We start from the raw sequence: 17,259 nt of genomic DNA, 5'->3' as shown, positions 1-17,259 counted from the left end.
ACGGCCGCGACGGCCGGCCCGGTCAGCGTGCGCCGCGCGCCGCGCCGTGCTCGATGAGCTCGCCGATCAGCTCCGGGTAGCCGAGCCCCGTGTTCATCCAGCACGTCGGGAACATCGAGATCGGCGTGAAGCCCGGCATCGTGTTGATCTCGTTCACCACGAAGCCCTCGCCGGTGAGGAACACGTCCACGCGGGCGAGGCCCTCCCCGCCGATCGCCTCGAAGGCGTGCAGGGCCACCCGTTGCAGCTCGAACAGCTCCCCCCGGCCGAGCTCGGCCGGGCAGACGAGTTCGACGCCGTCGGCGCCGAGGTACTTCGCCTCGAAGTCGTAGAAGCCACGGCCGGTCACGACGACCTCGCCGGCGACGCTCACCCGTGGGCCGTCCGGTCCGTCGAGCACGGCGATCTCGATCTCACGGCCCGACATCGCCGACTCGACGAGCACCGTCCGGTCCTCGGCGAAGGCGACGTCGAGTGCGGCGCCCAGCTCCGCCCAGTCGTCCACGCGCGTCACGCCGACCGAGCTGCCGGCCCGGGCCGGCTTCACGAACGCCGGAAGCCCGAGGGCGCGCGTGCGGCGCAGCCACAGCTCCTCATCGGCCGCGAGACGCTCGCGGGTCAGCGTCACCCACGGGGCCACGGCGATCCCGGCGGCCTCGAGCACCGTCTTGGCGACGTGCTTGTCCATCGCCATCGCCGAGGCGAGCACGCCGTTGCCGACGTAGGGCAGCCCCGCAAGCTCGAACAGGCCCTGCACCGTGCCGTCCTCGCCGTAGCGGCCGTGCAGGATGGGGAAGACGACGTCGACCTCGCCGAGGGAGCGGATGCCCGCGGCATCCACGACCCGCATCTCGCGGCTCGCCGTGCTCTCGGGCCACAGCACCCGCGTGCCGTTGTCGGCCACCTCGGGCAGACGCTCGGGGTCGAGGCCGAAGCGATCCGGGTCGCCGCTCTCGAGCACGAAGGCGCCCTCGCGGGTGATGCCGACCGGGATCACCTCGTAGCGGTCACGGTCGATCGCGCGGAGCACGCCTCCCGCCGTCGCGCAGCTGATCGAATGCTCGCTTGAACGCCCGCCGAACAGCAGAACCACCCTGCGCTTGTCCATCCGTGTTCCTTTCGCCCTGCGGCTCGTCGTCGGTCGTGAGGTGGGGTGCGATGTCTTTCGGGTCGAGCGTGCCGGCCAGCACCTGGCGCACCTGCTCGACGATCGGCATCTCGACGCCCTTGGCCTTGGCGAGCTCCAGCACCGGACCGACCGAGGCCAGGCCCTCCGTGGTCTGCTGCATCTGGTCCACGACGTCGGGAAGACGATACCCCTGCCCGAGCAGGCGCCCGGCGGTGTTGTTGCGCGACAGCGGCGACTGGCTCGTCGCGATGAGGTCGCCGAGGCCCGCCAGGCCCGCGAGCGTCTCGGGCTGCGCCCCGTAGGCGACGGCGAAATCGGTCATCTCGACGAGGCCGCGGGTGATGATCGAGGCCTTCGTGTTCTCGCCGTAACCGACGCCGTCGACGATGCCGATGGCCACGGCGATGAGGTTCTTCAGCACCCCGCCGAACTCGGTGCCGATGACATCGGTGTTCACGAAGGAGCGGAAGTAGCCGTTGCGGGCGACCGTTGCGACCGCCTGCGCCGTCTCGAGGCTCGTGGATGCCACGACGGCCGCCGTCGGCTGCTGCTTGGCGATCTCGAGGGCGAGGTTCGGGCCCGAGATCACCGCGATGCGGTCGGTGTCGATCGGCAGGGTCTCGGCGATGACCTGGCTCATGCGGCGTCCGCTGGCCTTCTCGACGCCCTTCATGAGCGAGACGATGACGGCGTTGCGGTTCAGATGCGCTTCGGCGTTCTTCAGGTTCTCGCGGAGCGACTGGCTCGGCACGGAGAGGTAGACCTGCTCGGCGCCGTCGAGGGCGAGGTCGAGCCGGCTCGTGGCGCGGAGGCCCACCGGCAGGTTCACGCCCGGCAGGTAGTCGCTGTTGCGCTTGGCCTCCTGGATCTCGCGGGCCAGCTCCGGGCGCCTGGCCCACACGACGACGTCGGCGCCGCCGTCGGCGAGGATCTTCGCGAACGTCGTGCCCCAGCTGCCGGCGCCGAGCACCGCCACGCGCGTGCCGCGGCCCGCGGATGCCCTGGCCTGCCTAGCCTTCAAAACGGCCCGTCTCCTTCTGGTCGTGCGCGCGCGGATCCCACCGTTCGGCCGGCGGGGTCTCCCCCCGCAGTCCGCCCACGAGCCGGGCGATGTCGGCCATGACGACGTCCGTCGCCGCCTCGAGGTTCTCGCGGTCGAGCGGCCGCCCGCGGAAGGCGTCGAGGTCGACCGGGTCGCCGATGGCGATATCGATGATCTTGCGCGGGAACGGGTGGATCTTCTTGCCGTAGCGGGGCATGAGGGCTTGCGTGCCCCAGTGCGCCATCGGGATCACCGGGATGCCCTGCTCGAGGGCGACGCGGACGGCCCCCGTCTTGCCGCGCATGGGCCAGAGATCCGGATCGCGCGTCAGCGAACCCTCGGGATAGACGACGACCATCCGGCCCTTCCGCACGAGCTCCTCGGCCGCGCGCACCGAGCGGGAGCCCTGCTTGCCGTGGCGTTCGACGGGGATCTGCCCCGACTTCCGGAGGAACCAGCCGACGACGGGCACGTCGAACAGGGAGGCCTTGGCGAGATAGCGCGGGGCGCGCCCGAGCCGCCAGCTGGCGACGCCGACGACGAGCGGGTCGATCTCGCTGTAGTGGTTCGGGGCGAGCACGAACGCGCCCGACTTCGGAAGCTTCTCGGGGTGATGGAAGCGCAGCCGCATCATGAGGCTCATGAGGGGGATGACGATGCCCGCCATGATCCAGAAGATCGAGGGTCGGCGGGTCTCCGAGCGGGGCTTCACGCCCGGGCCGGGAGCGGGGGTCTTGTCTGGCACTCCCCCATTATCCTTCGAGGACGAAGTCCGCCCCGAGCAGCTCCAGCTTGGTGATGAAGTTCTCGTACCCGCGCGCGATGATGCCGACGTTGGAGACCGTGGAGGTGCCCTCGGCCGTCAGCGCCGCGATGAGGTGGCTGAAGCCGCCGCGGAGGTCCGGCACCTCGATGTCGGCGCCGTGCAGCTGGCTCGGGCCCTGGATCACCGCCGAGTGCTTGAAGTTGCGCTGGCCGAAACGGCACGGGCGGCCGCCGAGGCACTCCTTGTGCACCTCGATCGAGGCCCCCATCTCCACGAGCGCGTCGACGAAGCCGAAACGCTGCTCGTAGACGGTCTCGTGGACGATCGAGACGCCCTTCGCCTTCGTGAGGGCGACGACGAGCGGCTGCTGCCAGTCGGTCATGAAGCCCGGGTGCACATCGGTCTCGATGATCACCGGCTTCAGCTCACCGCCCGGATGGTAGAAGCGGATGCCGTCCTCTGCGATCTCGAAGGCGCCGCCGACCTTGCGGAACACGTTCAGGAAGGTCAGCATCTCGGCCTGCTGCGCCCCGCCGACGAAGATGTCGCCGTCGGTCGCGAGGGCCGCTGCCGCCCAGCTGGCGGCCTCGTTGCGGTCGAAGAGGGCGCGGTGCGTGTAGCCGTCGAGCTTGTCGACGCCCTCGATGCGGATCACCCGGTCGGTCTCGACCGTGATGATGGCGCCCATCTTCTGCAGGATGTTGATGAGATCCATGATCTCGGGCTCGATCGCCGCGCCCGCCAGCTCGGTGATGCCGTCGGCGCGCACGGCCGTGAGCAGCACCTGCTCGGTGGCCCCGACGCTCGGGTACGGCAGCGAGACCTTCGCGCCCTTCAACCCGTTCGGCGCCGACATGCGGATCCCGCTCGGCAGCTTCTCGACCTTGGCGCCGAAGTTGCGCAGCACCTCGAGGTGGTAGTCGATGGGGCGGTCGCCGATGCGGCAGCCGCCGAGGTCGGGGATGAACGCCTCGCCGAGGCGGTGCAGCAGCGGCCCGCAGAAGAGGATCGGGATGCGGCTGGAGCCGGCGTGGGCGTCGATGTCGGCGAAGTGGGCCGACTCGACGTTCTTCGGGTCGAGCACGAGCTCGCCCTCTTCTACGCCCTCTTCGACGACGACGCCGTGGACCTCGAGGAGGCCGCGCACGACGCGCACATCGGAGATGTTGGGGACGTTCTTCAGCACGCTCGGCGTGTCGCCCAGGATGGCGGCGACCATCGCCTTGGTGACGAGGTTCTTGGCGCCCTTCAGCTCGATCCGGCCGCGAAGCGGCTTGCCGCCGCGGATCGTGACCTTGTCGGACGGAAGGCCGACGGCGGATCCATGGTTCTTGGCGTCTTCCACGAGGGTGTTCACTCAGCTCCCTGTTCCTGCTGGTTCCCGCACGGGAAGGGTGGTCGGTCGCCACGCTTCGCGTCGCGACTCGAATTCGGAGATCCGATCCTCCTCGCGGAGGGTCAGAGCGATGTCGTCGAGCCCTTCGAGCAGCCTCCATCGAGTGTAGTCGTCGATGTCGAACGGCACCCGGAGGTCGCCCACGGACACGATACGTTCAACGAGATCGACGGTCGCGGATATTCCCGGCGACGCCTCGACGGCGGCCATCAGGCGGTCGACATCGGCCTCGGCGACCTGCGCGGTGAGCAGGCCCTGCTTGCCGGAGTTGCCGCGGAAGATGTCGCCGAAGCGGGCGCTCACGACGACTGTGAAGCCGAAGTCCCGCAGCGCCCACACGGCATGCTCGCGGCTCGACCCCGTGCCGAAGTCGGGCCCGGCCAGGAGCACCTCGGCCCCCTGGTATTCGGGGCGGTTCAGCACGAACTCCGGATCCTGCCGCCAGCCGTGGAACAGGGCGTCGTCGAAGCCCGTCTTCGTGACCCGCTTCAGGAACACGGCCGGGATGATCTGGTCGGTGTCGACGTTGGAGCGGCGCAAGGGCGCTGCGACCCCCGTGACGGTCTGGAACTTCTCCATCAGGCCATCGCCTCCTCGCCCGCGCGCGCCGCGGCATCGTCGTCGTGCTCCAGATCCCACGGGCTCGAGAGCGTGCCGCGGATCGCGGTCGCCGCCGCGACGAGCGGCGAGACCAGATGGGTGCGCCCGCCCTTGCCCTGGCGGCCCTCGAAGTTGCGGTTCGAGGTGGACGCGCAGCGCTCGCCCGGGGCGAGCTGGTCGGGGTTCATCCCGAGGCACATCGAGCAGCCCGCGAAGCGCCACTCGGCGCCGAACTCCTCGAAGACCCGGTCGAGGCCCTCCGCTTCGGCCTCCAGCCGCACGCGGGCCGAGCCGGGCACGACCATGACGCGCACGCCCTCGGCCTTGCGGCGGCCCTTCACGACGGAGGCGAACGCCCGCAGATCCTCGATCCGGCTGTTCGTGCACGAGCCCATGAAGACCGCGTCGACGGCGACCTGCTTGAGCGGGGTGCCCGCGGCGAGGTCCATGTAGTCGAGTGCGCGCTCGGCGGCCGCCCGCTCGTGCGGATCGTCGAAGCCGGCCGGATCCGGCACGGCCTGCGAGAGCGAGACGCCCTGGCCGGGGTTCGTGCCCCAGGTCACGAAGGGTTCGAGCTCATCGGCGTCGATGAAGACCTCGGCATCGAACACGGCGTCGTCGTCGGTGCGGAGCGTGCGCCAATACGCGACCGCCTCGTCCCACTCCTCACCGGCCGGGGCGTGCGCACGGCCGCACAGGTACTCGAAGGTCGTCTCGTCGGGGGCCACCATGCCGGCGCGGGCGCCGGCCTCGATCGACATGTTGCAGATCGTCATGCGGCCGTCCATCGACAGCCCGCGGATCGCCGATCCGCGGTACTCGAGCACATAGCCCTGACCGCCGCCGGTGCCGATCTTCGCGATGACGGCGAGGATGATGTCCTTCGCCGTGACGCCGGGGCGCAGTTCGCCCTCGACGGTGATCGCCATCGTCTTGAACGGCTTCAGCGGCAGGGTCTGCGTGGCCAGCACGTGTTCGACCTCGCTCGTGCCGATGCCGAAGGCCATCGCGCCGAAGGCGCCGTGGGTGCTCGTGTGCGAGTCGCCGCAGACGACGGTGATGCCCGGCATCGTCAGGCCGAGCTGCGGGCCGACGACGTGCACGATGCCCTGCTCGACGTCGCCGAGCGAGTGCAGGCGGATGCCGAACTCCTCCGCGTTGCGACGGAGCGTCTCGATCTGCGTACGGCTGGTCGCGTCGGCGATCGGGCGGTCGATGGCGAGCGTCGGCGTGTTGTGGTCCTCGGTCGCGATCGTCAGGTCGGGGCGGCGGACCGGCCGGCCGGCCATCCGCAGCCCGTCGAAGGCCTGCGGGCTCGTCACCTCGTGCACGAGGTGCAGGTCGATGTAGAGCAGATCGGGCGTGCCGTTCTCGCCCTTGGCGACGAGGTGGGCGTCCCACACCTTCTCGGCGAGCGTGCGGGGTCGGGTTTCCTGGTTCATGCGTTGCGTCCTTCTCGGAATCGAGGGTCGGCAAGAACTCCGCGACGGGAAGCCGGTCAGATCGAAGCCCCGCCGCGGCACAGAAGGAGAAGACTCCGGGCGCCTGGCATTCGGCCAGCGTACCACCCGGACTCCGGCGCCCTCACGGCGAGCGGGCCCCGAACGCGGCGGCGCGCAGCGCGCCGGCGGTCCGCTCATGCATGCTGCAGCGTCACCTCGAATTCGCCGAACCGCAGCACCGCGCCGGCCGTGACGATGCGCGGCACCTCGGGTTCGAGGAAGGCGATCTCCCCGTCGGCGGATGCCGTGGAGACGCCGTTCGTGGAGTGCAGGTCCGTGACGGCCACGCCGTGCTCGCCGGGCTCGATGAGGGCGTGCGTCTTCGACACGGAGTTGGCCGGATCGGCGATGCGGATCGCCCGGACCTCGGGCCGGTGGGCCGGAAGCACCGGGTCGCGGCCGATCACGAGCGGGCCATCGAGGGGCAGCTCGGCGCCGCCGTCGCGCACGAGGCGCCACCGGCGCGCGGGGTGCGGATGAGCCGGGCCGGCACCGCCGGCCCCGGCGAAGGGCGGGGCGACCGGCACGGGCACACCGGGCGGGCGGCCGACGCCGGGCGGTGCGGGAGGCACCGGAACGCCGCCGCGGTGCGGCACGGTGTGCTCGGGGGCGCCGGCCGGGCCGGGCCGGGTCAGCGGCGCGGCCGGCGGCTCGGCGGGCCGCTCGCGTGCGGGGGCCGGCGGCAACAGCCCCGGCGGCGGCACGATGAATCCCGGCCCGCCGGTCTCGCCCGTTCTGTCCATGCCGCCCATGCTACGACGCGTCCTTGCGGCTGCGGCGACGACGCCGGCGGTACCGGTATCTGGCGAGGATGCGCCGCACCCGGCCGCCGGAGCGCTCGATCTCGCCGAGCACGCGGTCGGCCTCGGCCCAGCGAGCCTTCGCTTCGGCCGCATCCACCTCTCGGCCCGAGAACACGTCCCGGTCGACGCTCGCGGCGAGCGCCGTGACCTCGGCGGTCGCGATCGCCGTGCGGTGCGCGGCGTCCGCCCGCGTCGCCGGGGCCGCCGATGCGGCCAGGTCCTGCTCGGCGAGGCGCTGCCCGAGCGTGCGCGCGAACACGAGGCGGGAGCCGCGCTCCGGCGGCTCGAGCCCGAGTTCGGCGGAACGGTCGACGAATTCCTCCCAGGCGCCCGCACTGCTGCGGTACCCCGGCCCGGACATGCGACGGCGGCGCCTGGCCTCCTTGGCCGCGGCGACGGCCAGGAGCGGCAGGAACACGATCGCGGCGGGGATCCCGAGCGAGAGGGCGATCGCCCACACCCAGCCGGGGATGCGGAACGGCGGATCGCGGTCCTCGTCCTCGGTCTCGTCGATCTCGACGGTCGCGAGCAGGTCTTCGGCGTCGTTCTGCGCCCGCGGGGGCTGGCGCACCTGCGGCTGCGGTTCCGTCTTCGGCTTCGGAACCTGGTCCTTCGGTGCGTCGGTCTGCTCGGGGGTGGGGTCGAAGGCCACCCAGCCGATGCCCTCGAACGGCACCTCGACCCAGGCGGTCACATCGGAGCCGGTCACCTCGACGGTGCCGGCGCCCTCGGCGATCTCGGGCGCGAAGCCCATCACGACACGGGAGGGGTAGCCGAGCTGGCGCACCATAAGCGCCATCGCCGTCGCGTACTGCTCCTCGTCGCCGATCATCTGCGAGCGGGTGAAGAGCTCGATGATGCGGTCGGCGCCGTGGCCGGCGCGCGAGGGCACCGCATCGGAGGCGAGGCCGTGGGAGAGGAAGCCGTTCGTCTTCAGGGCCCGTTCGATGGCGCGGATCTGGCCGATGACGCTCGCCTGCTCGCCGGCCCATTCCTCGGCCTTGGCGGTGACGACGTCGGGCACCGACTGGGCGGCCGGGACCGGCAGCTGCGCGACCGGCACCTCGGCGAGCTCCTCGTCCCCGGGAACCTTCGATACCCGAGCGTCGAGCGTATAGGCGGTACCTTCCTCGACACCCGTCGTGAGCACGGCCGTGCCTGCCTCCGCGTTGTAGCGGAGGTCGGCCGATCGCGTCAGTTCGGCGGGCTCCACGAGGCGGATCGCGCTGCCGTAACCCACCGTCGGCATCCACACATCGGCGTAGCCGGTCGAGGCGATCTCGACGGATCGCTCGCCGCCGAGCGAAGCGGTGTCGGGCTGCGGGAGCGTCTCGCCGACGATCGCATAGCCGCCGTCCTGCCCGGCCGGATCCTCGGGGCCGGCGACGTTCCAGAGCTTGCCGGTGTACGCATCCATCGACGCGAGACGGATCTTGTCGCCGGGTTCGACGCCCGACACCTCGAGGATCGGGGTGTCGGCGAGATCCTTCGTGAAGTGGCGGAAGCCCGACAGCGGGCTCGGGAACTCGAGCGGATCGAACGGCGGCACCACCTGCTCGCGCAGCACGTAGCGCTCCGGGGAGGCCGGCTGCACGGCCGCGCCCGCGACGCCGCCGACGACGACCGCACCGGCCACGACGGCGGCCGTGCCCGCGATCCGCCGACGTCGGAGCCGCGCCGCACCGTCGCCGGAGACGGGGGCGGCCGACGCCTGCCGCCAGGCGACCCAGATGAGCGAGAGCACCGCGAAGACGAGGCCGCGGACGCCGGCGAGCACCGGCTCGTCGGTGCCGAGCAGGATGCCGGAGAGATACAGCAGCCCCGGCCCGATGACGAGCAGCGAGGTGCGCCACGGCGTGCGCTTCTTCGGCAGCCAGCGGAGCGCGAGCATCGACCCGACGAGGGAGACGACCCACGCTGCGGCCAACGGCACGGCGGCGACGTAGTGCGGTGCCTCGACGGGCGCGCCGATCGTGACGATGTCGGCCCAGCCGAAGACGGCGCCGATCGCGAGCATCGCGAAGGTGTCGAGCGAGGGCACGACGACGGCGATGGTCGTCGCCGGCAGCGCGAACGCCCCGCCGAACAGGAAGTAGGCGGCGATGCCGATGAGGGTCGTCGTCAGCACGTCGAGGCGGAACAGGCTGCCGGCGACGGCGGCGGCCGTGCCGATGAGGAGCCCGCCGGCGGCGGCGAGCAGGAAGTTCATCGTGCCGAAGGCGGTGGCGTAGCCGAGGATGCCCGTGATCGACAGCACGGCGAGCACGCCGAGGTCGACCCAGCTGCGGGCGGCGATGCGTCTCACGGGCGGATCCTCCGCATGATGCGCGGCAGCTCCGCGAGCTCGCCGACGGTGGCCACCACGGCGTCGCCGACGCGCTGGATGCGGCTGGCGGCGCCCGTCTCGACGCGGAGCGCGATCGTCTGGGTCGCCGGGCCGAAGTGCGCGTCGACCGCCCGGATGTCGGCGAGGGGCTGTGCCGAGCCGACGACGACGATGGCGACGCTCGGCGCCTTCAGGCGCTTCGTCGCCTCGCGCACGTACTCGCGCATCGACGGGTAGGCGCCGTTCGCCGGCTCGATGCGGCAGCTGTCGTCGAGGAGGGTGACGGGGGTGGCGGTGCGGAGCTGCAGCCCCTCGGTGATGACCGAGAGCTCCGTCGCATCGCGGATCACCTGGAGGGCGACGGAGGCGAGCACCGAGACGCCGAGCTCGAACTCCTCCTCCGAGGCGTACCGGGACTGCTCGGTCGACTGGATGAGGGCGAGCTCGGAGCGACGGGTCTCTTCGAACTGGCGGACCATGAGCGTGCCCGTGCGCGCCGAGGTGCGCCAGTGGACGTTCCGCAGCGGATCCCCCGGCTCGTAGTTGCGCAGCGCATGGAAGGAGATGTCGCTGTCGGTGATGACCTTCGTCACCTCGCCCTCGAGGTCGCGGACGAGACCCGCGGCCGAGGGCGTGAGCCGTGCGGTGCGCGGGTGGACGAAGAGCTCGACGGGGTCGGTCCACCGCACCGTGCGACGGAGCAGCCCGAGCTGGTCGCCGCGCACCGAGATCGCCGGTCCGGCCACGATCACGGCACGCCGCTCGGTCGGCACCGCGAAGAGCTCCTCGTGCTCGGCGCCGCCCGCGAGCTGCGGGATGTGGAACTCGGCGAGGCCGGCGCCGACGGGCAGTTCGACCCGCGCGGGCGAAGACGCCTTCTCGGCGGTGTTCCGCACGGCGATCCGGCCGAAGGCGCGGTCGCCGGCGACGACGCGGCGCGGCGTGAGGGAGACGTCGACGTCGAACGCCATGCGGCCGAACACGAACGGCACGGCCACGACGACCGCGGCGAACAGGGTGAAGGAGAGGAAGGCGAACTCGATCCACCCGAACCCGAGCCAGAGCGCGAGCGAGCCCGCCGCCGCCGCGATCACGATCCACCCCGCCGCCGAGATCGGCCGGGCGACGGGCTCGACGCGCGCCCACACGGCGCGGGCGCCGCCGGCGACGGCCCGCCCGCGCTCCGCGAGCCCCGGCTTCAGGGCGCGCCCGAGGGAGCGCAGGGCGTGCTGCGCTTGGGATCGGGTGCGGCCGGGAGGCTGCCTGGCGGCCTCGCTCATGCCGCCCGGTAGGCCGGAGGCGCGATGCGCCCGACGGCGCGCGTGACGATGTCGGCGGCGGAGGTGCCGGCGAATTCGGCCTCGGGGTCGACGATGATGCGGTGCGCGAGCACCGGCACGGCGAGATCGCTCACGTCGTCGGGCGTCGCGTACTCGCGCCCGCGGGAGATCGCGCGCGTCTTCACCGCGCGCGCCAGGGCGAGCGCACCGCGCATGCTCACGCCGAGCGCGGCCTGCTCGTCGTCGCGGGTGGCCTGGACGAGTTCGTTCAGGTACGAGAGCACCGAGGCATCCACGTGCACATTGGAGGCGAGCTCGGCCATCATCGCGACCGAGTCGGCGGCGATGATCGGGCTCACCTTCGAGGCGCGCTGACGGTTCGAGGACTCGAGGAGCAGCGTGACCGCGGTGTCGTGGTCGGGGTATCCGAGCGAGGTCTTGATGAGGAAGCGGTCGAGCTGGGCCTCGGGCAGCGAATAGGTGCCGGCCTGCTCGACCGGGTTCTGCGTCGCGATCACCATGAACGGGCTGCCGACCTCGTAGCCGACGCCGTCGACGGTGACCCGGCCCTCCTCCATGACCTCGAGGAGGGCGGACTGGGTCTTCGGGCTGGCACGGTTGATCTCGTCGGCGAGCACGATCGAGGCGAAGATCGGGCCCCGGTGGAACTCGAAACGCCCCTTGCCCTGGTCGTAGATCGTGACGCCCGTCACATCTGAGGGCAGCAGGTCGGGCGTGAACTGGATGCGCGAGTGCGTGCCGTCGAGGGTGTTCGCCAGCGCCTTGGCGAGCACCGTCTTGCCCGTGCCCGGGAAGTCCTCGAGCAGCACATGCCCGCCGGAGAGCATCGCGGTGACGACGAGCTCGATGACGTCGCGCTTGCCGAGGATCGCCTGGTCGACATTGTCGACGAGACGGCTGAAGGCCGTCTGGAACCACGTTGCTTGTTCCTGCGTTACGGGCATGTGCTGCTCTCCTTGCCGGGGCGGCCGACGACGTCGGTCACCATGTGTTGTAGCCGAGGTTGTTCCACTGGGACCCGCTGATACCGCCGAGCGTCCGCGAGGTGCCGCCGCTGACGTTCTCGAAGCGGACGGCGATCGTCTCGCTCCCCGAGCGCTGACCGAGGTGGTTCGAGAGCTCGAAGCGGCCGTCCGCCGGGATCGTCATCGTCTCCTGCCAGCCGCAGCACGGACCGCCGTTCGTGGTCGCGTAGACGCGGTAGGTGCCGGGGTCCATGTTCTTCCACGTGATGCGGACGTTGGCGCATCCGCCGCCGCCGCTGTCGCAGCCCTTCCGCGCACCCTTGCCGATCGTGCCGGACGGGCTGGGCTCGGGGACGGAGGCGGACTTCGAGGTTTTCGGGCCCACCTTGCCGCCCTCGTTCACGGCGTGCACCGTGACGGTGTGGCTGCCCGCAGACAGCCCCGTGAAGGTCATGATGCCGCTCGTCGTCTCCTTCGTGCCGCCCGGGCCGCTGACGACGTACGTCACGCTCTTGCCGCCGAGGTCGCTCGGGGCCGCCCAGGTGGCCGTGATCCTGCCGTTCGGCCCTTCGCCGGAGCGGTCGAGCGACAGGCTCCTCACCGCGGTCGGCTTGCCGTAGGGGGTCGCGCTCGCGCCGGGCGAAGCCTCGGAGGTGCCCTTGTCGTTCGTCGCGGTGACCGTGAAGGTGTACGTCGTCCCGTTGCTGAGCGAGCCGATCGTCTGGGCGGTTCCGGCGTCGCCCGCGTCGAACTTCTTCGACGTGCCGCCGTAGTGCACGACGTAGCCCGTGATCTCGGAGTTGTTGTCGGCCGGGGCCTTCCACTTCACGGTGGCCTCGCCGTCGTCCGCCGACACCGTCGGTTTTGCCGGCGCGTCGGGCTTGTCGCGCACGACGAACTGCGCGGTGCCGGTGACCTCTCGGGCCGGGTCCTTCGTCGCATCCTGGATGCGGTAGGTCACCGCGATGTTACCCGTGAACGAGGAACCCGTCTTCACCGTGACGGTGCTGTCGGTGAAGGAGACCTGTGCCTTCGAATCGACGCCGTCCTGCGCGATCTTCGCGTCGATGACGGTCAGCGGCAGCTCGTCCTGGTCGAAGGGGTTGAAGTCGTTCTTCAGCACCTGCGACGTCCCCGACTTGCCGCGGGTGATCTCGACTTCCTCGTCCTCGACGGCCTTCGGCAGCGCCCGGGTCGACGACACGACCTTCACCTCGACCTCGCCGGGCACCGTGAACTCGCCGAAGCCGACGTCGAAGGCGAGGGTCGCGGCCGTGCCCGGCTGCACGCCGATCGGCGCGGAGACCCGCAGGGTGCCGCCGTCGATCTCGGCCTCGATGTCCTCGCTCGTGCCGGTGAGGTTCGTGTACGTCAACTGCTCGATGACGTCGGGGTTCGGGTGGTCGCTCGAGGCGCGCAGGTCGATCTCGATCGGCTCCTCGCCGGCTTCGAGGGTCTCGGTGCGCGGCGTGAACGCCGGCGGCGTGTCCTTGAACTCCGGGTCGCCGACGATGATCGGGATCGTGAGCACTGCGCGTCGGCCGACCGGGTCGTCCGCGCTCGTGCCGTCGGTGACGTCGAAACTGACCTGGGCGCGGCCGCGATAATCCTTCTCGGGCACGAAACGCAAGGTCTGGTCGTCGACGAAGGGGTCCTCGCTCGCGTTCGTCGCCCGCGCCGAGAGCATGAGCGGCGGTTTGCCGCTCGGCACCACGACGATGTCCGACAGCTTCCAGCTGATCTCGCCGTTCATGGGGACGATGACCTCGCCGAGGTCCGCCAGATGCGGGGCGGGGAACTTCGCGCGCTCCTCGGCCGCGATCTCCTCGGGGGTCTTCTCGCGCTCCTCGGCACCGCTGTCGCTTCCGGGGATCGGCGGCACGACGATGAACGCCCGCGCCGACAGCTCGTCGATGTCGTTCGTGAGCCGGTAGGCGACGACGTAGCGCTCGTTGCCGGCCTCGACGTCGATGGATCCGTCCTCGTGGACCTCGGCCCGACCCGCGTTCGGCCCTTCGACCGAGACCTTCAGATCGTCGATGAGGCCGCCGGGGTTCGTCGCGTCATCCAGCGGATCGACGTTCACCAGCGGATTCTGCAGCACGTCGTCGGGCTCGATGACCTGGTCCTCGGCCGTCGGCGGCTTCACGACCGCGTCCTTCGAGACCGCGATCTGCACGAAGGCCGTATCGGTGCCGCCGTGCCCGTTCGACACGGTGTAGCGGAGCGTGTAGGCGCCCTCCTGCTCCGAGGAGCGGACGACGACGCGGCGGCGATCCTGGATCTCGGCTTCGATGCCGTCGTCGGTCTTCGGCAGCTCGGCGACGTGCAGCTCGAAACCGCTCGGATCCGAGTCGTTCAGCAGCACCTCGACCGAGGCCGTGCGGCCCGGCTTCATCTCGATCTCGTCGTCGACGGCGTTCGGCGGCAGCTGCAGCGCCGGCCTCGGGATCACGCCGATGCGGATCGTACCCGTGGCCGTCTCGCCGCCCGTGTCGGTCACCTCGTACTGGAAGGCGTCGGTGCCGGCCGAGCCTTCGAAGGCCGCATAGACGAAGCCCTCGCTCGTGCGTTCGGCGATGCGCCCGAGGGCCGGCTCTGAGGAGATGCCCGTCAGCCGCACCGAGTCGCCGTCGGGGTCGAGGCCGTCGAGCGGCACGTCGATCCGCACCGCCGAGCCCGCGAAGACGCGAGAGGTGATCGGCGTCGGCATCGGCGCGCGGTTGTGCTCGGGATCGGGGCCGACGACCGTGAACGTCACCGACGCCGTCGCACGCTGCCCCGACTCGTCCTCGGCCGCGTACACGACCGAATACACGCCGGGCGTCTCGGGCGCCTGGTACCGCACCGCATCCTTCGAGACGAAGGCGAGGCCGTCCCCGTCCTCGCCGACGTCCACGAGATCCTGGGCGACGTGGATCTCGGCGGCATCCGGATGGTAGTCGTTGTCGAGCACCGGGACGGTGACGATATCGCCGGCGCGCACCCGCACCGAGTCGTCGACGGCGACCGGCGGCTGGTGTTTGACGAGCGGCGGAACCGGCACGATCGTCACCGTCGCCTCGGCCGACTGCACCCCGTCCGACACCGTGTAGCTGAAGCGCAGCTGCTCGTCGATCGGCTGGCTCGCCGTGATGCGCACCGCCGTGTTCGTGATGATCTCGAGCGACACGAGCCCGTCGGTGGCGCTGTCGTCGACGGCCTGCACGGCGAGCACCGACCCCGACGGCGAAACGTCGTTGGCGAGCACCGGCACCACGGTCGGCTCGTTCGGCCGGAGGTAGGCCGTGTCCTTCACCGCGATCGGCGGCAGCGCCTCCTCCGGCGGCTCGGCCACCGAGATGCGGATGAGCCCGAGGCTCGTCGCCGACCCGGCCGCCAGCTCGTACAGGAAGAGATAGTCGCCGGGCTGGTCGCTCCGCACCGACAGGGTGCCGCGCTCGATGTTCGGGGTCACCTCGATGTCGCCGGGCGCATCCTTGACCCCGATGAGCTCGAGCGGCTGACCCGAGGGGCTCAGATCGTTCTCGAGCGGCTCGACGAGCACCGTCTCGCCCGCGAAGGTCTCCAGATAGTCGGGGGTGCCGACCGGGTTCAGGGAGCCGGCGGCCTCGACCTCGACCTTGAGATCGCCCGTCGCCGTCTGGTCGCCGTCGGAGACGACGATCTTGATCTCCTTCGTGCCGAGCTCGCCCGAGCGGTGCTCGAAGGTCACGAACCCGTCCGGGCTGTACCGCACCGAGTCGCCGGAGGTCGGCGAGGCGTTCACGAGATACAGGTCGTCGCCGTCGGGGTCGATCCAGTCGGCGAGCACGTTCGTGGAGATCTGCTGGCCCTGCTCGACGGCGAGCGTGCTGTGCCGCAACTGCTCGGGCGCCGAGTTCTCGCCCGCCGGCACGACCCGCACGTTCACCGATGCCTCCGCGACGCCGCCGCGCCCGTCGTCGACGCCGTAGCGGAACGAGACCGTGCCGGCCGCACCCGGGGCGGGCGTGAACTGCAGGGCGCGACCGCCGTCGATGGCTTCGAGCCGCCCCGCGGCCTCGGGGACCTCGGTCGTCGACGCGATCGTCAGCACATCGCCGTCGGGATCCGTGTCGTTCGCGAGCAGGTCGAGCACGGTCGTGCGCTCGGCGCGCACGCCGAAGGCGTCGTCGCGGGCGACCGGCGGCCGGTTCTCCTCGGTGCGCTCGGCGAGCGTGTCCTCGAAGGACTGGCGCGAGCTCTTCTCGTCGCCCTCCTCGGTCTCCGACTCCTCGGGCGGGCTCACGTCCTCCCAGTTCTCCACCAGGCGCAAATCGGAGTCGACGAGCCACGCATTGCCGTTGTTCAGGTTGTTCAGGACGATGACGTCGCGGTTCACGCGGAACTCGAGCCGCTGGCCGGCGGTCGGCTGCTCGATGTCCTGCCCCGCAGGTTCCAGCCCGTCGCAGGCGGCCAGATAGCGTGCGGCCTCGGCCCACGCCCCGTGCACACAGCCGCCGAGCCGGACCGGCGCGGCCACCCGCTCGGGATCCGTGCCGCCGTCGGCGCCGCCGCTCGGGATCTCGCGGACCTCGCCGCCGTCGAGCGGCACCGCCATGAGGCCCGCCGACCCTGCGACGTACGCCTCGTCGTGCTCGGCGCCGGACTGCTGGATCCGCACCCCTTCCTCGGGCAGCGGCAGCATCCGATCGCCGGCGACGAGCTGCGAGCGCTCTCGGTCGAGGACGACGGCGCGCTCGCCCACTGCGGCGATCTCGTGGTCGGCGAGTTTCGGCAGGCCCGACCATTCGGGCTCGCCGCCGCGCTCGAGGGTCAGCAGCTTGCCCTTCGAGGGCGATGTGGCGAACACGGTGCCCTTCGTGCTCACGGCCACGCGCGCTCCCTCGCCGAGTTTCGCGAGGGCGTCCTCGGCGCCGGCGCTGAAGGCGAGCTCCGCACCGGCATCCACCGTCCACAGCTCGCCCTTCGGCGACAGCACGGCGAGCACGTCGCCGCCGTATGCGATGGAGGAGGCCGGCGGCACGTCGATGCGCTGGGTGAGGGTCGTGAACGCGGGATCGATGCGTTCGACCGTGCCCACGCTGCGGTCGTAGAGGAAGCCGTCGTCGCCGTCCTGGAAGACGTCGATGTCGTTGGATGCGGCGTTGACGGCGGCGTCGAGCTCTTCGATCTGCCGGTTCAGGCGACCGGCCATGAGCTCCTTGCCGTTGGTCACCCACACGTCACGGGCATGCAGCTCCGGGTCGGTGACCGCGAAGCCCGGGTGCAGGGCGGCGACGGTCACCGTGCCTGCCGCCAGCAGGCCCAGGATGACGGCGGACGCGATCTGATTGCGGCCGGCGAACCTCGTGGCGAAAGCGCCCACGCTCGTCCCCTCGTGCGATTTCGGTGTCGGGTGCAACGGAATCGGCGCGCGTTCGGGTGCCGCGCCGAGCAAGACGGTA

At 71.2% G+C, this 17,259-nt stretch carries 11 protein-coding genes; all 11 read right to left on the bottom strand.

What is annotated here, in order from left to right; all coding sequences use genetic code 11:
• Positions 1 to 22: 22 nt before the first annotated feature.
• Positions 23 to 1,108, bottom strand: coding sequence for a D-alanine--D-alanine ligase family protein (locus G127AT_RS14450; RefSeq protein ID WP_210898046.1), 1,086 nt, complete (start codon positions 1,106 to 1,108; stop codon positions 23 to 25).
• Positions 1,008 to 2,150, bottom strand: coding sequence for an NAD(P)H-dependent glycerol-3-phosphate dehydrogenase (locus G127AT_RS14445; protein WP_244857612.1), 1,143 nt, complete (start codon positions 2,148 to 2,150; stop codon positions 1,008 to 1,010). The genes G127AT_RS14450 and G127AT_RS14445 overlap by 101 nt, the downstream gene beginning before the upstream one ends.
• A complete protein-coding gene (locus tag G127AT_RS14440; RefSeq protein ID WP_425305864.1) occupies positions 2,140 to 2,916 on the bottom strand; it encodes a lysophospholipid acyltransferase family protein in 777 nt (258 codons plus the stop codon). Before G127AT_RS14440 ends, G127AT_RS14445 begins: the two co-directional genes overlap by 11 nt.
• Before the next feature lie 7 nt (positions 2,917 to 2,923).
• A complete protein-coding gene (gene murA / locus G127AT_RS14435; RefSeq protein ID WP_210898044.1) occupies positions 2,924 to 4,294 on the bottom strand; it encodes a UDP-N-acetylglucosamine 1-carboxyvinyltransferase in 1,371 nt (456 codons plus the stop codon).
• Entirely contained in the window at positions 4,295 to 4,912 is a 618-nt protein-coding gene (gene leuD, locus G127AT_RS14430; protein ID WP_210898042.1) for a 3-isopropylmalate dehydratase small subunit, read from the bottom strand.
• A complete protein-coding gene (leuC, locus tag G127AT_RS14425) occupies positions 4,912 to 6,375 on the bottom strand; it encodes a 3-isopropylmalate dehydratase large subunit (RefSeq protein ID WP_210898040.1) in 1,464 nt (487 codons plus the stop codon). Before leuC ends, leuD begins: the two co-directional genes overlap by 1 nt.
• A 194-nt stretch (positions 6,376 to 6,569) precedes the next feature.
• Positions 6,570 to 7,178 (bottom strand): FHA domain-containing protein, encoded by a 609-nt coding sequence (locus tag G127AT_RS14420; protein ID WP_210898038.1) that lies wholly within the window; start codon positions 7,176 to 7,178, stop codon positions 6,570 to 6,572.
• A 10-nt stretch (positions 7,179 to 7,188) separates the two neighbouring features.
• Complete coding sequence (locus tag G127AT_RS14415) at positions 7,189 to 9,543, bottom strand: transglutaminase-like domain-containing protein (protein ID WP_210898036.1); 2,355 nt, start codon at positions 9,541 to 9,543, stop codon at positions 7,189 to 7,191.
• Complete coding sequence (locus G127AT_RS14410) at positions 9,540 to 10,844, bottom strand: DUF58 domain-containing protein (RefSeq protein ID WP_210898034.1); 1,305 nt, start codon at positions 10,842 to 10,844, stop codon at positions 9,540 to 9,542. The genes G127AT_RS14415 and G127AT_RS14410 overlap by 4 nt, the downstream gene beginning before the upstream one ends.
• Complete coding sequence (locus tag G127AT_RS14405) at positions 10,841 to 11,809, bottom strand: AAA family ATPase (protein ID WP_210898032.1); 969 nt, start codon at positions 11,807 to 11,809, stop codon at positions 10,841 to 10,843. The genes G127AT_RS14410 and G127AT_RS14405 overlap by 4 nt, the downstream gene beginning before the upstream one ends.
• A 37-nt stretch (positions 11,810 to 11,846) precedes the next feature.
• The gene (locus tag G127AT_RS14400) at positions 11,847 to 17,180 is read right to left on the bottom strand and encodes an Ig-like domain-containing protein (RefSeq protein ID WP_210898030.1); all 5,334 of its coding nucleotides are present in this window, start codon (positions 17,178 to 17,180) and stop codon (positions 11,847 to 11,849) included.
• Positions 17,181 to 17,259: the final 79 nt, after the last annotated feature.

Origin of the sequence: Agromyces archimandritae, assembly GCF_018024495.1 — a bacterium.
Taxonomy (GTDB): Bacteria; Actinomycetota; Actinomycetes; order Actinomycetales; family Microbacteriaceae; genus Agromyces; species Agromyces archimandritae.
The sequence above is the reverse complement of the archived record's forward strand: the minus strand, read 5'-3'. Positions and strand labels throughout refer to the sequence as shown.